15 protein-coding genes and 1 pseudogene are annotated in these 15,675 nt (G+C 57.3%); 12 read left to right on the top strand and 4 right to left on the bottom strand.

Going from position 1 to position 15,675, the window contains the following annotated elements; genetic code table 11:
- Nucleotides 1-18: 18 nt before the first annotated feature.
- Nucleotides 19-978, top strand: a complete 960-nt coding sequence (locus HU731_RS26985) for a PDR/VanB family oxidoreductase (RefSeq protein ID WP_003232689.1) — start codon at nucleotides 19-21, stop codon at nucleotides 976-978.
- A gap of 11 nt (nucleotides 979-989) precedes the next feature.
- Entirely contained in the window at nucleotides 990-1,487 is a 498-nt protein-coding gene (locus HU731_RS26980; protein WP_003232688.1) for a flavin reductase, read from the top strand.
- 48 nt (nucleotides 1,488-1,535) lie between these two features.
- Here HU731_RS26980 and HU731_RS26975 read toward each other — a convergent pair whose 3' ends face one another.
- On the bottom strand, nucleotides 1,536-2,411 hold the full coding sequence (locus HU731_RS26975) for a LysR family transcriptional regulator (RefSeq protein ID WP_003232686.1): 876 nt from the start codon (nucleotides 2,409-2,411) through the stop codon (nucleotides 1,536-1,538).
- Nucleotides 2,412-2,525: 114 nt separating this feature from the next.
- Between HU731_RS26975 and HU731_RS26970 the strand changes: the two genes are divergently transcribed.
- The 9 genes and pseudogenes from HU731_RS26970 (at nucleotide 2,526) to HU731_RS29050 (ending at nucleotide 11,393) form a co-directional block, all read left to right on the top strand.
- Nucleotides 2,526-3,653, top strand: coding sequence for a muconate cycloisomerase family protein (locus tag HU731_RS26970; RefSeq protein ID WP_003232685.1), 1,128 nt, complete (start codon nucleotides 2,526-2,528; stop codon nucleotides 3,651-3,653).
- Nucleotides 3,654-3,665: 12 nt separating this feature from the next.
- Nucleotides 3,666-3,956, top strand: coding sequence for a muconolactone Delta-isomerase (gene catC, locus HU731_RS26965; protein WP_003232684.1), 291 nt, complete (start codon nucleotides 3,666-3,668; stop codon nucleotides 3,954-3,956).
- A gap of 41 nt (nucleotides 3,957-3,997) precedes the next feature.
- Nucleotides 3,998-4,927, top strand: coding sequence for a catechol 1,2-dioxygenase (catA, locus tag HU731_RS26960; protein WP_003232683.1), 930 nt, complete (start codon nucleotides 3,998-4,000; stop codon nucleotides 4,925-4,927).
- 427 nt (nucleotides 4,928-5,354) lie between these two features.
- Nucleotides 5,355-6,724, top strand: a protein-coding gene (locus HU731_RS26955) for an IS3 family transposase (RefSeq protein WP_086009494.1) whose coding sequence is annotated in 2 segments (ribosomal slippage) — nucleotides 5,355-5,823 and nucleotides 5,823-6,724 — 1,371 coding nt in all. Because the reading frame shifts where the segments join, the coding sequence is not laid out codon by codon here.
- 71 nt (nucleotides 6,725-6,795) lie between these two features.
- Nucleotides 6,796-6,924: a transposase gene (locus HU731_RS28885; RefSeq protein ID WP_186606223.1), complete on the top strand. Its 129-nt coding sequence runs from the start codon at nucleotides 6,796-6,798 to the stop codon at nucleotides 6,922-6,924.
- Nucleotides 6,925-7,124: 200 nt separating this feature from the next.
- Nucleotides 7,125-7,460 (top strand): IS66 family insertion sequence element accessory protein TnpB, encoded by a 336-nt coding sequence (gene tnpB, locus HU731_RS28695; RefSeq protein WP_003235935.1) that lies wholly within the window; start codon nucleotides 7,125-7,127, stop codon nucleotides 7,458-7,460.
- Between the two features lie 83 nt (nucleotides 7,461-7,543).
- On the top strand, nucleotides 7,544-9,070 hold the full coding sequence (locus tag HU731_RS26940) for an IS66-like element ISPsy43 family transposase (protein WP_003235934.1): 1,527 nt from the start codon (nucleotides 7,544-7,546) through the stop codon (nucleotides 9,068-9,070).
- Between the two features lie 286 nt (nucleotides 9,071-9,356).
- Nucleotides 9,357-10,517 (top strand): annotated as a pseudogene (locus HU731_RS29055) (HAMP domain-containing protein); the annotation flags it as partial.
- On the top strand, nucleotides 10,518-11,393 hold the full coding sequence (locus HU731_RS29050) for a methyl-accepting chemotaxis protein (RefSeq protein WP_370661146.1): 876 nt from the start codon (nucleotides 10,518-10,520) through the stop codon (nucleotides 11,391-11,393).
- A 467-nt stretch (nucleotides 11,394-11,860) separates the two neighbouring features.
- Here the strand turns inward: HU731_RS29050 and mobH are convergent, their stop codons facing one another.
- Nucleotides 11,861-13,585 (bottom strand): MobH family relaxase, encoded by a 1,725-nt coding sequence (gene mobH / locus HU731_RS26930; RefSeq protein ID WP_186606350.1) that lies wholly within the window; start codon nucleotides 13,583-13,585, stop codon nucleotides 11,861-11,863.
- Nucleotides 13,586-13,817: 232 nt separating this feature from the next.
- Here mobH and HU731_RS26925 point away from each other — a divergent pair, with 232 nt between their 5' ends.
- A complete protein-coding gene (locus HU731_RS26925) occupies nucleotides 13,818-14,012 on the top strand; it encodes a DUF7740 domain-containing protein (protein ID WP_032871059.1) in 195 nt (64 codons plus the stop codon).
- A gap of 135 nt (nucleotides 14,013-14,147) precedes the next feature.
- On the opposite strand, the gene HU731_RS26920 is transcribed toward HU731_RS26925, so the two are convergent.
- Together HU731_RS26920 and HU731_RS26915 are read right to left on the bottom strand one after the other, a co-directional pair.
- Nucleotides 14,148-15,110, bottom strand: coding sequence for an ArdC family protein (locus HU731_RS26920; RefSeq protein ID WP_186606224.1), 963 nt, complete (start codon nucleotides 15,108-15,110; stop codon nucleotides 14,148-14,150).
- A gap of 131 nt (nucleotides 15,111-15,241) precedes the next feature.
- Nucleotides 15,242-15,571, bottom strand: a complete 330-nt coding sequence (locus tag HU731_RS26915; RefSeq protein WP_003235923.1) for a hypothetical protein — start codon at nucleotides 15,569-15,571, stop codon at nucleotides 15,242-15,244.
- Between the last annotated feature and the right edge of the window lie 104 nt (nucleotides 15,572-15,675).

Genomic DNA, 15,675 nt, shown 5'->3' with positions numbered 1-15,675 from the left:
CTCCATGGAATAACGGCCATGACTGAAGAACTGTTGGACGTAGTCGTGCGCAAGCGCGAGCTGCAAGGGGACGGCGTTGTCGTCCTGGACCTGACCCGTCGTGACGGCGCGCCGCTGCCGCTGTTCGATGCCGGTGCGCACGTCGATATCCATATCGGGCCGGGGCTGGTGCGCCAGTACTCGCTGTGCAGCAACCCTGCCGACCCGAGCCTGTATCGCCTGGGCGTGCTCAAGGATCCGGCCTCGCGCGGCGGTTCGGCCGGGGTGCACGACACCCTGCTCGAAGGCCGCGAGGTGCAGATCAGCGCACCGCGCAACCTGTTTCCGCTGGCACCCGAGGCACGGCGTTCGGTGCTGCTGGGTGGCGGTATCGGTGTCACGCCGATGATTGCCATGGCGTATGCGCTGCACGCGGCCGGCCAGACCTTCGAGCTGCATTACTGCGGACGTGAGCGTGGCCGCAGTGCGTTCCTCGCGGAGCTGGCCAGCGCACCGTTTGCCGCGCAGGTGTTCACCCACTTCGATGACGAAGGGCCGGAGCAGAAGCTCGACCTGGCCAAGGTGCTCGGCCAGGGCGAGGCCGGCGTGCACATGTATACCTGCGGCCCTGCAGGTTTCATGGACTGGGTGATCCAGGGCGCACGCGAGCAGGGCTACAGCGAGTCGCACATCCACAAGGAATATTTCCAGGTGGACGTGGACAGCTCGGGTGGCAGCTTTGAAGTGGTGGCCGCACGCAGCGGCAAGACCGTGCAGGTGGCCGAAGGGCAGAGCATTCTCGCCGCGCTGGCGCAGGTGGGCATCAAGATCGAGATTTCCTGCGAGCAGGGCGTGTGTGGGACCTGCCTGTGCGACGTGCTCGAAGGCGAGCCGGACCATCGCGACGTGTACCTCACGGACGATGAAAAGGCCGGCAATGACCAAATTCTAGTGTGCTGTTCACGAGCCAAATCCAAAAAACTCGTGCTGGATATCTAAGGGGAACGACCATGATAGATGTAGGCAGCTTTCGCAATGCAATGGCCATGCTGGGCGGTGCCGTGTCGGTCATCACCACCGATGGCGCCGCAGGACGGTTCGGCTTTACCGCGTCGGCGGTCTGCAGCGTGACCGACTCACCGCCCACGCTGTTGGTGTGCATGAACCGTTCCTCTCATTCCAACGAGCATTTCAAGCGCAATGGCGTGGTGTGTGTGAACACCCTGTGCGGCGATCATCAGCACCTGTCCGGTGCTTTTGCCGACCGCACGCTGAGCATGGATGAGCGCTTTGCCGTGACGGGGTGGACCACCCTGGAAAGCGGCGCGCCGGTGATGCTCGAAGCGCTGGTGAACTTCGACTGCCGGATCGCGCAGGTCCACGAAGTGGGTTCCCACAGTATTTTCTACTGCGAGGTGCAGACCATTCGCCAGAGCGGTGCGGACGAGGGCCTGGTGTATTTCAACCGCGCCTATCACCGCCTGGGTGAAGCCTCCAAGGCTTGCTGAATGCCACGTTCGCGGTCGCCGGGTTCAGACAAACCCGGCCAGCGGAACTCAGATCAATTCTTCCACCAAGTGCAGGCAATGTGTAAGCCCCGGCGACTGGTCATTCACTCGCCGGCTCAGAATGATCGGCGAGGTCGCGGTGGTTTCCACAACCGGCGTGTAGCCGATGTCAGCGCGGTGCAGCACCTGCACCGAGGCCGGCACCAGGGTTACGCCCATGCCCGCGCCGACCAGGCCGATGGCGGTCTGCAGTTCGTTGGTCCATTGCGCGACCTTGAGGCTCAGGCCGTGGGCGTCGAACAGCGCGATCACATGGTCGGCATAGCTGGGGCGCGGATTGCCGGGGTACAGCACAAACGGCTCGGCGGACAATTGCGCGAGGGTAGCGGGCGCGGCGAGCAATGGGTGGCCGGCGGGCAGTACCGCCACCAGACGGTCCTCCACCAGGACGCGCTGGACGATGGCCGTGTCATCGATGCGGATCCGCCCGAAGCCCACATCGATGCGCCCGGCCTTGAGGGCTTCGACCTGCTGCAGGGTGGTCATCTCCGACAGCCCCAATTCCAGCTCCAGCGCCTCGTGGGTGCGCAACCGCCGGATCAGTTCCGGCAACACGCCGTACAGGGTCGACGGCGCAAAGCCTATGCCCAGCCAGGTCTTCTCGCCCTGGCCGATGCGCCGGGTGTTGGCGCACACCGTGTTCAGTTGTTCCAGCAGCACATTGGCGTGCTCATAGAAAAACCGCCCGGCCTCGGTCAGCCGCAGCGGCCGGCCGCGTTCGAGCAGAATCACCCCCAGCTCATCTTCCAGTTGCTGTATCTGCCGGCTCAACGGCGGCTGGGCAATGTGCAGGCGTTCGGCGGCGCGGGTGAAGTTCAGGGTTGCCCCCAGTACCTGGAAATAGCGCAAGTGACGCAGTTCCATAATCACTCCATTCATACCCTAAGGGTATTGTTCGAGACCCATTCTATATTGGATGCCTTGAAAAATAGGGAACAGAATCGGATCAAATCTAAAAAGAACTCAACAGGTATCGTCATGCCCATTTGCGCCATAGAGTCGATCGAGACGATCATCGTCGACCTTCCCACCATTCGCCCGCACAAGCTGGCGATGCACACGATGCAGAACCAGACCCTGGTGGTCATCCGCGTGCGCTGCGCCGACGGCATCGAGGGCATCGGCGAATCCACCACCATTGGCGGCCTGAGCTACGGCAATGAAAGCCCCGACAGCATCAAGGTCAACATTGATCGCCATTTTGCGCCGCTGCTGATCGGCCAGGACGCCAACAATATCAATGCGGCCATGTTGCGCCTGGAGCGCAGCATTCGCGGCAACACCTTTGCCAAATCCGGCGTCGAAAGCGCCTTGCTCGATGCGCTGGGCAAACGCTTGAACCTGCCGGTCAGCGAACTGCTCGGCGGCCGCGTGCGCGATGCGTTGCCGGTGGCCTGGACCCTGGCCAGCGGCAACACCGAAAAGGACATTGCCGAGGCCGAAAAGATGCTCGACCTGCGCCGCCACCGCATCTTCAAATTGAAGATCGGCGCCGGTGAAGTCGACCACGACCTCGCCCATGTGATCGCAATCAAAAAGGCCCTGGGCGACCGCGCCAGTGTGCGCGTTGACGTTAACCAGGCGTGGGACGAAGCGGTGGCATTGCGCGCGTGCAAAGTGCTGGGCGACAACGGTATCGACCTGATCGAGCAACCGATTTCTCGCTATAACCGCGGCGGTATGGCGCGGCTCAACCTGTCGAGCCCGGCGCCGATCATGGCGGATGAATCCATTGAATGTGTCGAGGACGCCTTTAACCTGGCCCGCGAAGGCGCGGCGTCGGTGTTCGCCCTCAAGATCGCCAAGAACGGCGGCCCCCGTGCGTTGTTGCGCACGGCGGCGATAGCAGAGGCGGCGGGTATCGCCCTGTACGGCGGCACCATGCTTGAGGGCGGTATCGGCACCCTGGCTTCGGCGCATGCCTTCCTCACGCTGAACAAGCTGGCGTGGGACACCGAGCTGTTCGGCCCGCTGCTGCTGACCGAGGACATTCTTGCCGAACCGCTGGTGTATCGGGATTTCCACCTGCATGTCTCAACCGCCCCGGGTTTGGGACTGACCCTCGATGAGGAGCGTCTGGCGTTCTTCCGTCGTGACAAACACTGAGAGGCACTTGCCATGTTGTTCCATGTAAAAATGACCGTGAACCTGCCCCTGGACATGAACCCCGAGCACGCGGCCAGCCTCAAGGCCGATGAGAAAGCCCTGGCACAGCGTCTGCAACAGGAGGGCAAATGGCGCCACCTGTGGCGTATCGCCGGGCATTACGCCAACTACAGCGTATTTGATGTCGACAGCGTGCAAGACCTGCACGACCTGCTGATGCAGCTGCCGCTCTTCCCTTATATGTCCATCGAAGTGAATGCCTTGTGCCGGCACCCTTCGTCGATCCATGAAGATGACCGCTAAGCCTGTTATTCACCCAATAATTACAAGATGAGGAACGCACCATGTCCATCCGACTGTCACAGACCGACCACGCTCAACAGTTCCTTGAAGAGGCGAGCGGCAACCTTAACGATGGCGGCAACCCGCGCACCAAGGCGTTGGTGTACCGGATTCTGCGCGACACCGTGAACATCATCGAAGACCTGGAGGTGACCCCCGAAGAATTCTGGAAGGCGGTCAACTACCTCAATGAACTGGGTAAGAACCAGGAAGCCGGGCTGCTCGTCGCCGGGCTGGGCCTGGAGCATTACCTGGACATGTTGATGGACGCCGCCGATGTCGAGGCCGGCAAGACCGGTGGCACCCCGCGTACTATCGAAGGCCCGCTGTACGTGGCCGGCGCGCCGCTGTCGAAGTACGAAGCACGGCTCGATGATGGGACCGATGCCGCTGTGCCGCTGTTCATGCGTGGCCAGGTGCGCGACACCGACGGCAATCCGCTGGCCGGCGCGATTGTCGATGTGTGGCAGGCCAACACCGGCGGCACGTATTCCTGGTTCGACAGCAACCAATCGGAGTTCAACCTGCGCCGCCGCATCGAGACCGATGCCCAAGGCAACTACCGTTTTCGCAGCATCGTGCCGTCAGGCTATGGCTGCCCGCCGACCGGTCCGACTCAGCAGTTGCTTGACCAACTTGGGCGCCATGGGCAGCGGCCGGCGCATATCCATTTCTTTATCTCGGCCCCGGGTCATCGGCACCTGACCACGCAGATCAACCTGTCGGATGACCCGTACCTGCACGATGACTTTGCGTATGCGACACGGGATGAACTGATCGCCGAAATCCGCTTCAGCGACGATCAACAGCTGGCGCAGGAGTTGGGCGTGCAAGGGCGATTTGCGCAGATTAATTTCGACTTTGAGCTGCAGGTGGCCGCTGCACCGGTAGAGCAGCAGCGCATGCAGCGTGTTCGTGCGCTCGAGGATTGAGCGCGAACAAAAACGGGTTCGAGCAGGTCGGGCGCAAACGGCATAGGCAAGGTGTTTCAGTCTGTTGTCGCTTCAGGCAGTGAGCAGGGCTTATCGGCGCTTGCTGCCTGAATATGCAGGACGTCTGCTGTTACGCCAGCGTAGTCGCGGCAGCGTCGCGTTGGCGAGCAACCTGCCCTCGATAGCGTGCCCCATGTATTGACCTGCGCGCGGGTCAAGGACCTGAGTCGGGTGCACCGGGTAGAGCCCGACGCGGTGCCATGCAAGTTCGGAACCTGCGCCATCGAAATCGCTATAACCCGATTTTATGGGCGAATTCAGTAAGGGGCCGGCGAACACACCTTCCGACCTCGGCCTATAAGGGTGATTGTGTCCGCGTAATTTTGATCTGACCCCGAAATGTTGGACATCAACATCCAGGGGTGTCATGAAAAAGTACACAGAGCAGGCGAAATTGTCGGTTGTTGAAGATTACTGTTCGGGAAGCGCAGGTCACAGAGAGGTCGCGCATCGTCACGGGGTCAATGCCTCTTCGCTTCGAAAGTGGATTGCGGCATATCAGGCGCTTGGTGCCGCAGGCCTCAAAAGTAAGAGAAAGAAGAACTACAGCCCTGAGTTCAAGCTGAATGTATTGCAGCGCATGCGAGAGGAAGAGCTGTCCTATCGCCAAGTCGCTGCCCTGTTTGATATCCGGAAATCCGACATCATTGGCGAATGGGAGCGCAGGTATGATGAAGGCGGTTTGGAGGCCTTGTCCCGGCAGCCAGGAAGCGGACTTCACAAAAAAATGACAAACCCCATCCCGTCCATTCAGCTTGAATTTTCGGACGATGAAGCTCGTACGCGTGATGATTTGCTGGCCGAATTGAGCCAGTTGCGGATGGAAATTGCTTATTTAAAAAAGCTCGATGCCTTGGTTCAAGCGAAGGAGCGAGCAGCGCAGCGGAAAAAGCGCAAATCGTGATTGAACTGAGGCAGGAGCACCCTCTGGAAGGCCTTCTGAAATTGGCTGGCCTGGCCCGTAGCACTTTTTACTATCAACAAAAGGTGCAGCAATCCGTTGATAAATACGCGGAGCTGAAGTCCAGAATTTGCTCAATTTTCGACGAGCACAAGGGCCGATATGGCTATCGCCGTATCACTGCTGCCGTTCGGCGATCTGGCCACCTCGTGAACCACAAGACTGTTCAGCGCCTCATGGGCGAGCTTCAGTTGAAAAGCCGTGTGCGCATAAAGAAATACCGGGCATACAGAGGCGAAGAGGGTCAGGTAGCGCCGAACCTGCTGAAACGGAAGTTCGATGCCAAACGACCGAACCAGAAATGGGTAACCGATGTGACGGAGTTTCGGGTCGGGGGGCAGAAGCTTTATCTCTCGCCGATCCTTGACCTATATAACGGTGAAATAATCGCCTTCAAGACCGCGAGGCGCCCGCTGTTCGACATGGTTGGTGCGATGCTACGGCAAGCTTTTGAGAGGCTGCGGCCATGCGATAAACCACTCTTGCATTCCGACCAGGGATGGCAGTACCGGATGCCTATCTACCGCCGCGTGCTGAACGAGCGTGCGGTAAAGCCAAGCATGTCCCGCAAAGGAAATTGCTATGACAATGCGGCTATGGAAAGCTTTTTTGGCACGTTGAAATCCGAGTTCTTTTACCTGAACAAATTCAACAGTCTCGATGAGCTTGAAGCAGGTATAGAGGACTACATACACTACTACAATCATTCGCGAATCAGGCTGAAGCTAAGTGGCCTGAGCCCTGTGGAATACAGGACTCAAGCACGACGGGCATAGAAGGCGTCCAACATTTCGGGGTCAGATCAATATAGGTGGACACCATTTTTAGCCTTTTTAAGCGGACGCCCATGCCACAAGAACGCCGTTCCTATTCCAAGTCCTTCAAGGCCCAGATCATTGCTGAGTGCGCCCAACCTGACACTTCAATTGCCAATGTCGCCTTGACCCACAACCTCAATGCAAACCTCGTCCATTAATGGATTCGGGTGCATGCACAGAAAAACCTGACACTTCAAACCGCCTTCATCCCGGTCAAGACATCGCCGCCGGTGCCTATGCATCAGGCCCTTCCTGCCACGATCCGAATCGAAGTGCCGCATTCAAAAGGCGTAGTCGTGGTGAGTTGGCCGGCAGAAAATGCAGCGGCGTGTTCTGCTTTCCTGCGAGACCTGCTGCGATGATCCGCATCGACTCCATCTGGCTTGCCACCGAGCCCATGGACATGCGCGCAGGCACTGAAACTGCGCTGGCGCGGGTCGTGGCGGTGTTCGGTGCGGCGAAGCCGCACTGTGCTTATCTGTTTGCCAACCGTCGTGCCAATCGCATGAAAATGCTGGTGCATGATGGCTTGGGGATTTGGCTTGCTGCCCGGCGCTTGAATCAAGGACGTTTTTTTTGGCCGGGCGTGCGGCACGGCTCTGAAGTCGAGTTGGATGCAGAGCAACTTCAAGCCTTGGTGCTCGGCTTGCCTTGGCAACGCGTCGGTTCCGGAGCAGCCATCACGGTGCTCTAATTCGCCTGCCATGGCCTGCTTGCCAGCGCAATTGGCCCATCAGTCTATCGCCGCCACTAGCCCTCTCTGGCAAAATCGGCGGCATGACTTCGCATCCGAATCTCGATCAATTAAACCCTGAAGAACTGCGTGCCTTGGCGGCGCAGTTGATCCAGCGCGTCGAGACGATGGACAAGCAAATCACTCATCACAAATCGGTCAACGAGAAGCTAGCCCACGAGATCGCGCTGCTCAAACGCTTCAAGTTTGCCAAGCGCAGCGAGCAGTTGAGCCCGGATCAAGCCAGCCTGCTCGACGACTTGATCGATACGGATATCGCCGCTATCGAAGCCGAGTTTGAGGCGCTGCAACCGGCACCTGTCGAAGCCAAAGTGCGCCAGCAACCCAAGCGCGCACCGCTGCCACCGCAGTTTCCTCGCACACTGATCCATCACGAACCGGACAACAGCCACTGCCAGTGCGGCTGCGCACTCAAGCGCATCGGCGAAGACGCCAGCGAAAAGCTCGACTACACGCCCGGCGTGTTCACAGTCGAACGCCACATCCGTGGAAAGTGGGCCTGCGAACAGTGCGAAACACTGATCCAGGCGCCGGTACCGGCGCACGTCATCGACAAAGGCGTCCCGACCGCAGGCCTGCTGGCCCACATCATGGTGGCCAAGTTTGCCGACCATCTGCCGCTGTATCGCCAAGAGAAAATCTTCGGCCGCGCCGGGCTGCCCATCGCCCGTTCGACCTTGGCGCAGTGGGTGGGCAACTGCGGCGTGCAATTACAGCCGCTGGTTGATGCGCTGCGCGAAGCCGTGCTGACGCACGACGTCGTTCACGCCGACGAGACGCCGGTACAAATGCTGACGCCTGGTGCGAAAAAAACTCATCGCGCTTACGTCTGGGCCTATGCCACCAGTCAGTTCTCCAACCTGGCGGCGGTCGTTTACGACTTCAGCCCGAGCCGCGCTGGCGAACATGCCCGAGCCTTCTTGGGCAGTTGGAACGGCAAGCTGGTCTGCGATGACTTTGCCGGCTACAAGGCAGGCTTTGAACTGGGCGTTACGGAGATCGGCTGCATGGCCCATGCCCGCCGGAAGTTCTTCGACTTGCACGTGACCAACAAGAGCCAGGTCGCCGAAAAAGCGCTGAAGTACATCGCGGCCTTGTACGAAGCTGAACGAGAAGTCCGAGAGCTGGAGCCGGGTGATCGGCAGCGAATACGGCAGGAAAAAGCAGCGCCAATCGCCGACGCACTTCATACCTGGATGATCGCCCAAAGACAGCTTGTGCCTGAGGGTTCGGCCATCGCCAAGGCGCTGGATTACAGTCTCAAACGCTGGATAGCGCTGACGCGCTATCTCGATGACGGTGCCGTGCCCATCGATAATAACTGGTGCGAGAATCAAATCCGGCCGTGGGCTCTTGGGCGTTCGAACTGGCTGTTCGCGGGATCGTTACGCAGCGGTAAACGTGCAGCGGCGATCATGAGTTTGATCCAATCGGCGCGACTCAACGGCCATGATCCGTATGCTTATTTGAAGGACGTCCTCACGCGCCTGCCGACGCAGCGGGCAAGTGAGATTGCGGAGCTACTACCGCATAGGTGGCGACCGGTTTAGTTGCGCAAGACGGGATGCCCGGACGCACCTCCAACTGGTGCCATTACCGGTCTACTTAGCCTTTATGCTGGTTATCCATGCATTCCTCCCTACAGCTTCGCCCGGTTCAGCCGATAGTTTTCGTACCAAGAGAAGCGCGGCAATTCGATCCTGTAACAAAGGAGAGTAAGCGGCTTTTGAGGAAGATCTCTTGGAATGCTTTCATTACCTCATAACCATAAATGAGAGATGGGCACTTTTTAACGCCTAAGAAAGCACTCACAGACCTTGAGTGATCGAGAACCCGATGAATTTATTAGCGCCTGCCCTGTTCGTTACCAACCGTGTTCGATTCCCCATGAAATTCGCAATTTTGGGATTTATTGTCCTGATTCCTCTGCTCCTGCTAGGCACCCGGGTGATGCTTTCACTGAACACGAGCATCACGGGCATCAAGCATGAACAGGTGGGTCAACAATACTTGTTGGACGTCACCCCTATCCTGCGTCTAACCATGATTCAGAGGGCGCTGACACACGGCATGCTCAGCGGTGACACCAACGCAGTAGCCAATGCAGCACGCAATGCTGAAAAGCTTAACGATGCCTATGCGACTCTTGCTGCGCAGGACGCAAAATTTAGCACCCAACTGGCAACGACAGACCGAGTTCAGACGTTGCGTACCGCTAGTGTGCAGCTGGTTGAACGCGCCAAAGCAGGCGAAGCACCTTTGGTGATCTTTTCCGCGTGGAACGACCAGTTAACCGACCTAATGAATTTCGTTTACTACATTACGGCCACTTCCGGCATGATTTTGGACGAAGAAGCAGGTTCGTTGTACCTCATCGATCTAAGCTCTATACGTCTGCCTCGACAAATAAATCTGGTCGGACAGATTCGCGGTCTGGCCAGCGGTTTTAGCGCTGACCGTCCTCTGGACGACACCACTCGTATTTTTGCCCAGACTTTGTTGAAACATGAGCTGCTAATGCGTCAAGAGTTGCAGCAGAGCCTTTCCCTGCTTCGCCGAGAAGAGCCGAAATTATCTGGTGTAGTTCAGCCGTCTGTAACAACAGCCATTACCGACCTGGAAAATCTGCGTAAAGACCTGGTGGACTACCTTGATCCGAGCAAGCGCTCAAACGTGAATGCCAACACCTTGGGCGAGCGTGGAAACGCCGTCGTTGCTCAGTTTTACAAAGCTCAGGATCAGATGCAGGAATCGCTGCGAATTCGAATTGATGAGCGTCTGAATACACTGAGTAATGAGCGTACTTTCGGCACTGAGCTATTTATCGCCATTGCGATACTGCTGCTCTATGCGTTCGTCGGCATCTACAAGGCTCTGCGGATTGGGGTTGATGAGCTCCTAGCTGTGACGGCACGTATTGCTCAAGGCGATCTGAGCGCGCGCGTCCGAATCAACAGCCACGATGAAATCGGTGATGTAGGCGAGGGACTTAACCGCATGGTAACGGCCTTCTCTGGCTCACTGAGCCAGGTGGAGCGTAGCTCGCATTCAGTCTCAGATGCGGCAAAGCGACTAGAGATCTCCATAGGCCAAGCCAAAGCCTCAATGAACTCACAACAGGCTGAAACCGAGCAGGTTGCTACTGCCATCAACGAAATGACCGCGAGCGTTGCCGACGTGGCCCAGAATACCGAGGGCGCAGCACGTGCCGCTGAATCTGCAAGCAGTGCGTCTAACGACGGCTTGAAAGTTATGATTGAAACAAGTGCCGCTATTGAGGCGTTGGCCAACGAAGTGGAGCTCAGTGCAAGCAAAGTCGAAGCGTTAGCGACACACAGCAAAGAAATCGGTGGTGTCATCGAGGTCATCAGTACCATCGCGGATCAGACTAACCTGCTGGCCCTTAACGCGGCCATCGAGGCGGCGCGAGCTGGCGAGCAAGGCCGTGGTTTCGCGGTCGTGGCTGACGAAGTGCGGACTCTGGCCTCGCGCACACAAAACTCCACAGAAGAAATTCGACGGATCATCCAACAGTTGCAAGGCGCTACTGATGCCGCTGTTCAACAGATGAAAGCTGGGCAAACCCGAGCTAGGGAATGCATTCAGGCAGCGAGCCAAGCGTCTGGCAGCCTGAACCAGATCAATGAAGCAGTAGACGGAATTGTGGGCATGAACACTCAGATTGCAAGTGCGGCGGTGCAGCAACATTCGGTCTCAGAGGATATCAATCGCAACGTCATCGGCATTCGAAACAGCAGCTTAATCGTCATGGAAGGCGTAGAGGACAACGCCGTAACGGCTGACGAGCTTTCATTGCTCGCTAATGAACTTCGCAGCGTAGTCGGCAAGTTTAAGTTATCCAGCAACGCTTGAAAGGAATCTCAAGCGTTTCAATTGTTGATAGCACGAGAAAGTGCTTTGATCGGGTCTGACTGGGGTGATGATGCCCGGCAGTCCCTGATCGACATTGAGGGCTGAGCTTCATCGTTGCGCAATCTCGTAAAACAATAGAGCCAGCTACGCTAGATGACTTGCCCGGACGGTTACGAAATGCCCACAATAGCCAACCTGGGTGAGGATCGGGCGATTAGTGCACTCGATGCTGACCTAGCCGCTCTCTACCGGCCTACCAAAAAACGCGAGATTTCGAATGGTATTTGCTTCCACATATTGGTCCCGCTCTGGATGGAGTCGACGAAGCGACAGGCCGTAGGCCGTCTCGAAAGGATGGCGCCGGTGCGAATCAGGCTGAAAAAGAACGGATAGATCACTCGGTCAAAACCAGCCACCTTTGCGGCAAGAGCAACGTCGTGGGCGATGTTTAATGGGGCTATTGAAATTTAATCTTTTTCGATTTTTAGGAAAGGATTATCGAGTGGCATCAATTCAAAAAATAACTTCGGATCCTCAATCAAGTAGCCCTTCAAGGTTGTTTTCTTCCTAGGGCCATGCACTTGGCATGTCCAGATATTTAGACCGTTGTCTCGCTTCTTGTGAGCCTTCAGTTTTTCGAACTGCTTTTGCACCCAACGCCATTCCTCAACCTCCTGATCTGATCCCTGCGAAACGTCTGGAAATTCCTGCACGTAGCGTTGGAAGAGACCAGGCGTGACCAGAAATACGCTGCCACCCACCGTGTGGATTTTGGCCTTGCTGTCGTTGATGATCAGTTTGTGGCTCAGAATGCCTTCCTTGACCCAATTCAGGAATGCCTGGCCTGGGCTATCCGATTGAAGCGTTGAAGTTTCGACAGCACTTTCTGGCAGAGCATCGTTGGCCTCAGGCTCGTCCAACTCGAACATGTCCAGCAGCGTGCCGAGGTAATCGGCATCCTCTAGCTCCATCGGATCCGGCTGTGGTTGGCTTTGACATGATTCTGCGCTGACTGCGTCGGGCGCTGGTGTCGGTACCGGGGTGTCAGCTGAGTGTTCATGAGCCGCAATACTCAACGTTCCGCTGAAAGCCTCAGGCCGGTCTTCGTTCCCCCAGATCAACGCCGGTTGAAGGCGCAGAAAGGTAAAGCTGTGCTGCCAGTCTCCCTGTGTTACTTGCGCAGTCCAGATGGCTTTGCCTTCCGGCGTGGACTCCACCAATCCATGCGATTGCAGCTCATCGAACACCGCGAGGTTGGACGAGGGAATGCCCTCAATCGATTGCGACAGCAGATAGGCTCGCAGCTTGTCTGTGACCGTCTTGCTGACCAGCCAGAGCGCGTCCTGGGTCAGCCATCCCGCGGCACCCGGCTGGTTGAGTTTCAGTTCGTGCTGAACCAGATGACGCAGTCCGCTGATCAAGTGATGTTGCAGCGAATGTATCGGCGCTTGCAGCGCCTTGCTCGGGTTTCCGCCGATGTTTTGTGCGGTGGAAACACGGTCTGCCTGCATCACTAACTCACCGAGCACACCAGCACGCTCATACTGACCTGCTAGGACATACAGCAGGTTGGCCCAGAGCGATGGAAATCCACTGAGCCAATCGAGAATTGAGCGGTCGAGAATCTGGGTGTAGAGCAAGCCTGCGGCCGCGCCATGCAGGTGGTAGTCACGCCCCTTGATGTAACGAAAACGGTAGGGCTGATTCAGGGGTCCCTGCCAAGGATGCCAGACACGGCCATCCTGGCGCTCGACCAGCAGGTCCACGGCGATCTTGCCAATGTCATGCAGCAGGGCACCATAGGCGATGCCAGCAGACCAGGCGTCGGTCTGGGCGGCTTGGTCTTCGGGCGCAGCACCCGTGGGGAGCAGATACGACTGACGCAATTTCAGACTACAGGCGACCAGCTCCAACCCATGGTCGAGCATGCCGCCAAGATAAGCGTGGTGGTGCGTCTCGCTGGCTGGAAGCTGCTGGACCAGCTCGGCGTAGCGATGGATCGGATTTAAATAGAGCTGGCTGAATTGCGGATGGGAGAGGGCGGTGTACTGCCAGATGCGATCGAGCAACTGGCGGCGATGCTCGACTGCTAACAAGCTCTGGGACGATTCGATGGGCAGGTACCCATCGGCGACGTTTACGGTGGGCGTCGGAGTAGGCTTTTGCCTTTTTTGCCGAAACAAACTGAGCATCATGGTCCTTCCCCGGAACCTGCAGAGTGAGTGGCCTTTTAGCCTTTTCGGATAGGGCTCTTACCCTTGACTCCCCATTCCCTTCTAACCCTTACCGGTCCTTTTGACGCGTTTCCCTTTGTGCGGCAATCGGAATATCGATTTGTCCTGGTGCCATTTTGTTGGATGCGCGTGCTGGTACGAAAAAGGAAAGTGTCGGTACACTGCGGTGCGAATTTTATCGGGTCTTGCCATGAACCTCACTGACGCCACGCTCATACTGCTGCTCGCGGCACGTATCCATGGAACAGACGAAGCCGTCAGGGCTTCGGCTAAGAGCGTGGTCAAGAAGTTACCGCGCAGTAAACGCGATCTGATCTACAAGGTGATCGACAGTCGAAGTCCGCTCGAGCTGGTGGACTACCTGGCGCAGAACCTGGATACGTAACGGCGTTCTGCGGTTATGGAAGTACCTCCCGTTCTCTGCGTCAGAACTCCACGGTGCGGGGATTTTCTCTGGGAACAGAAAAAGGGTCCAACTCGTGTTGGACCCTGTGAAGCGCTTGCAGCAGTGAGGTAACGATCAAGCTCCATCGTTCATGCATCGCGAGTTATCCATTACCGTCTGCTTCTGTTGCTGCTCCAGGTTGAGCACATACTCCGAAGCGCATCGTGCCTGGCCACTGGCGCGGAAGATGGCGCGGTTGTCAGCCTTGAGCAGGCCGAGCCAGGAATCGATGTAGCCCTCGTGCCGAAGCTCTCCCTGTATACCGGCGTAGGCACATAAAAAAGCGGCACCCATTTCGGCGATCAACTCTTCAAATGCATAGTCTGGCGAGCCGAATGGGCAAGGTGAGGTCACGCCTTCGCGCTTCAATCGAGAGTGGTGTCCGGTCCAGTGCGTCAGCTCGTGAAGTGCGGTGGCGTAGTATCCACCTTGATCGTGGAATTGCGATTTTGTCGGCAGTTGGATGAGATCCCTGATCGGGTGGTAAAAGGCTTCGTCGGCAAATCGATGAATGATATTTGCGCCCGAACTTAGCAACAAACTTTCCGCAGCAGCGTTGGGGAATACGGGATCGCTCGGTTCCGTCTCGAGCACGGTTTCATTAAGCGTTTCGAGCCCTTCCGTTTGCTCGATGTTGAACAGAAAATGCGTCCTGAGAATGCCAAAGTGAGCGACTTTTGGTTGACCGTTTTCATCGAGTACGGGTTGGCCTGCTTCGGTTTGTTTCTCGCGCTCCATCGGCTTGTAGAGCACTGCCAGGGTGCTGTGCTCACCCTTACGAATGTGCCCGCCGGCTTTTTTGGCTTGATTGAAGGTCAGCCAGCGATCTTGAGTAAACCCCTGCAACCTGGCCTCGGCCCAGAGCAACGGTAAATTGATGCCCGAATAGGGACGCTGCGTGACGGCGTTGATGGGATAGGGTTGGTGATGACCGACGTCAGTTGAGCCACTTGAGGACCAGGGTTTGATCCAGGGCGCTACGCCTTGGTCCAACGCGGTAACGATCTTGTCAGTCACGTCTTGGTAGATATTGCGCATGGCATTTTCCTCGTAGAAAACGGAGGAACGCCTTTCCCGTCGGGGAGGGTTCCCCGGTGGGTGTTGGTTGGATTGGTGCAGGACTGCGTATAGCCTGAGTTGGATCAGTGGCCGTGTATGGCCGTTTGCGTTTAGCGTTGCTGCTCTTCCGCAAGCGCTATCAGTAAGGCGTTAGGCTGGTCTGATGCCTGAAGTAGGCTGAGGCTCAGTCGCAGCAATGGTTTATGTTCTGCATCACTCGCTGAGACGAACTTGGCTACCTCAAACACCACGTAGGGTGCGTTTGGATCGGCCAGGTGTGCTTTGAAGGCTGCGCGTACGATGTTGCTCAGCCTATCGAGCTGCAGTTTTTCAGAATAATTTGAACCATCGAGCAGTACTGCGTGTTGCCACGCGTCTGGAGTGAACACAACGGGCAAGTGCAGAGTGTTCAGTGCTTCGCTTGTGAGTGAGTCGGACATGGGGTGCCTCCGTTGATAGCGCGAAGAAACCTGTCCCATAGGGGAAAGAATTTCCCGCGGTGGGTTGAAGAAAAACAAGAGGGGTTAGGACGAGCCGGGCTCGA

Source organism: Pseudomonas salmasensis (genome assembly GCF_014268375.2).
In the GTDB taxonomy this organism is placed as follows: domain Bacteria; phylum Pseudomonadota; class Gammaproteobacteria; order Pseudomonadales; family Pseudomonadaceae; genus Aquipseudomonas; species Aquipseudomonas salmasensis.
The sequence above is the reverse complement of the archived record's forward strand: the minus strand, read 5'-3'. Positions and strand labels throughout refer to the sequence as shown.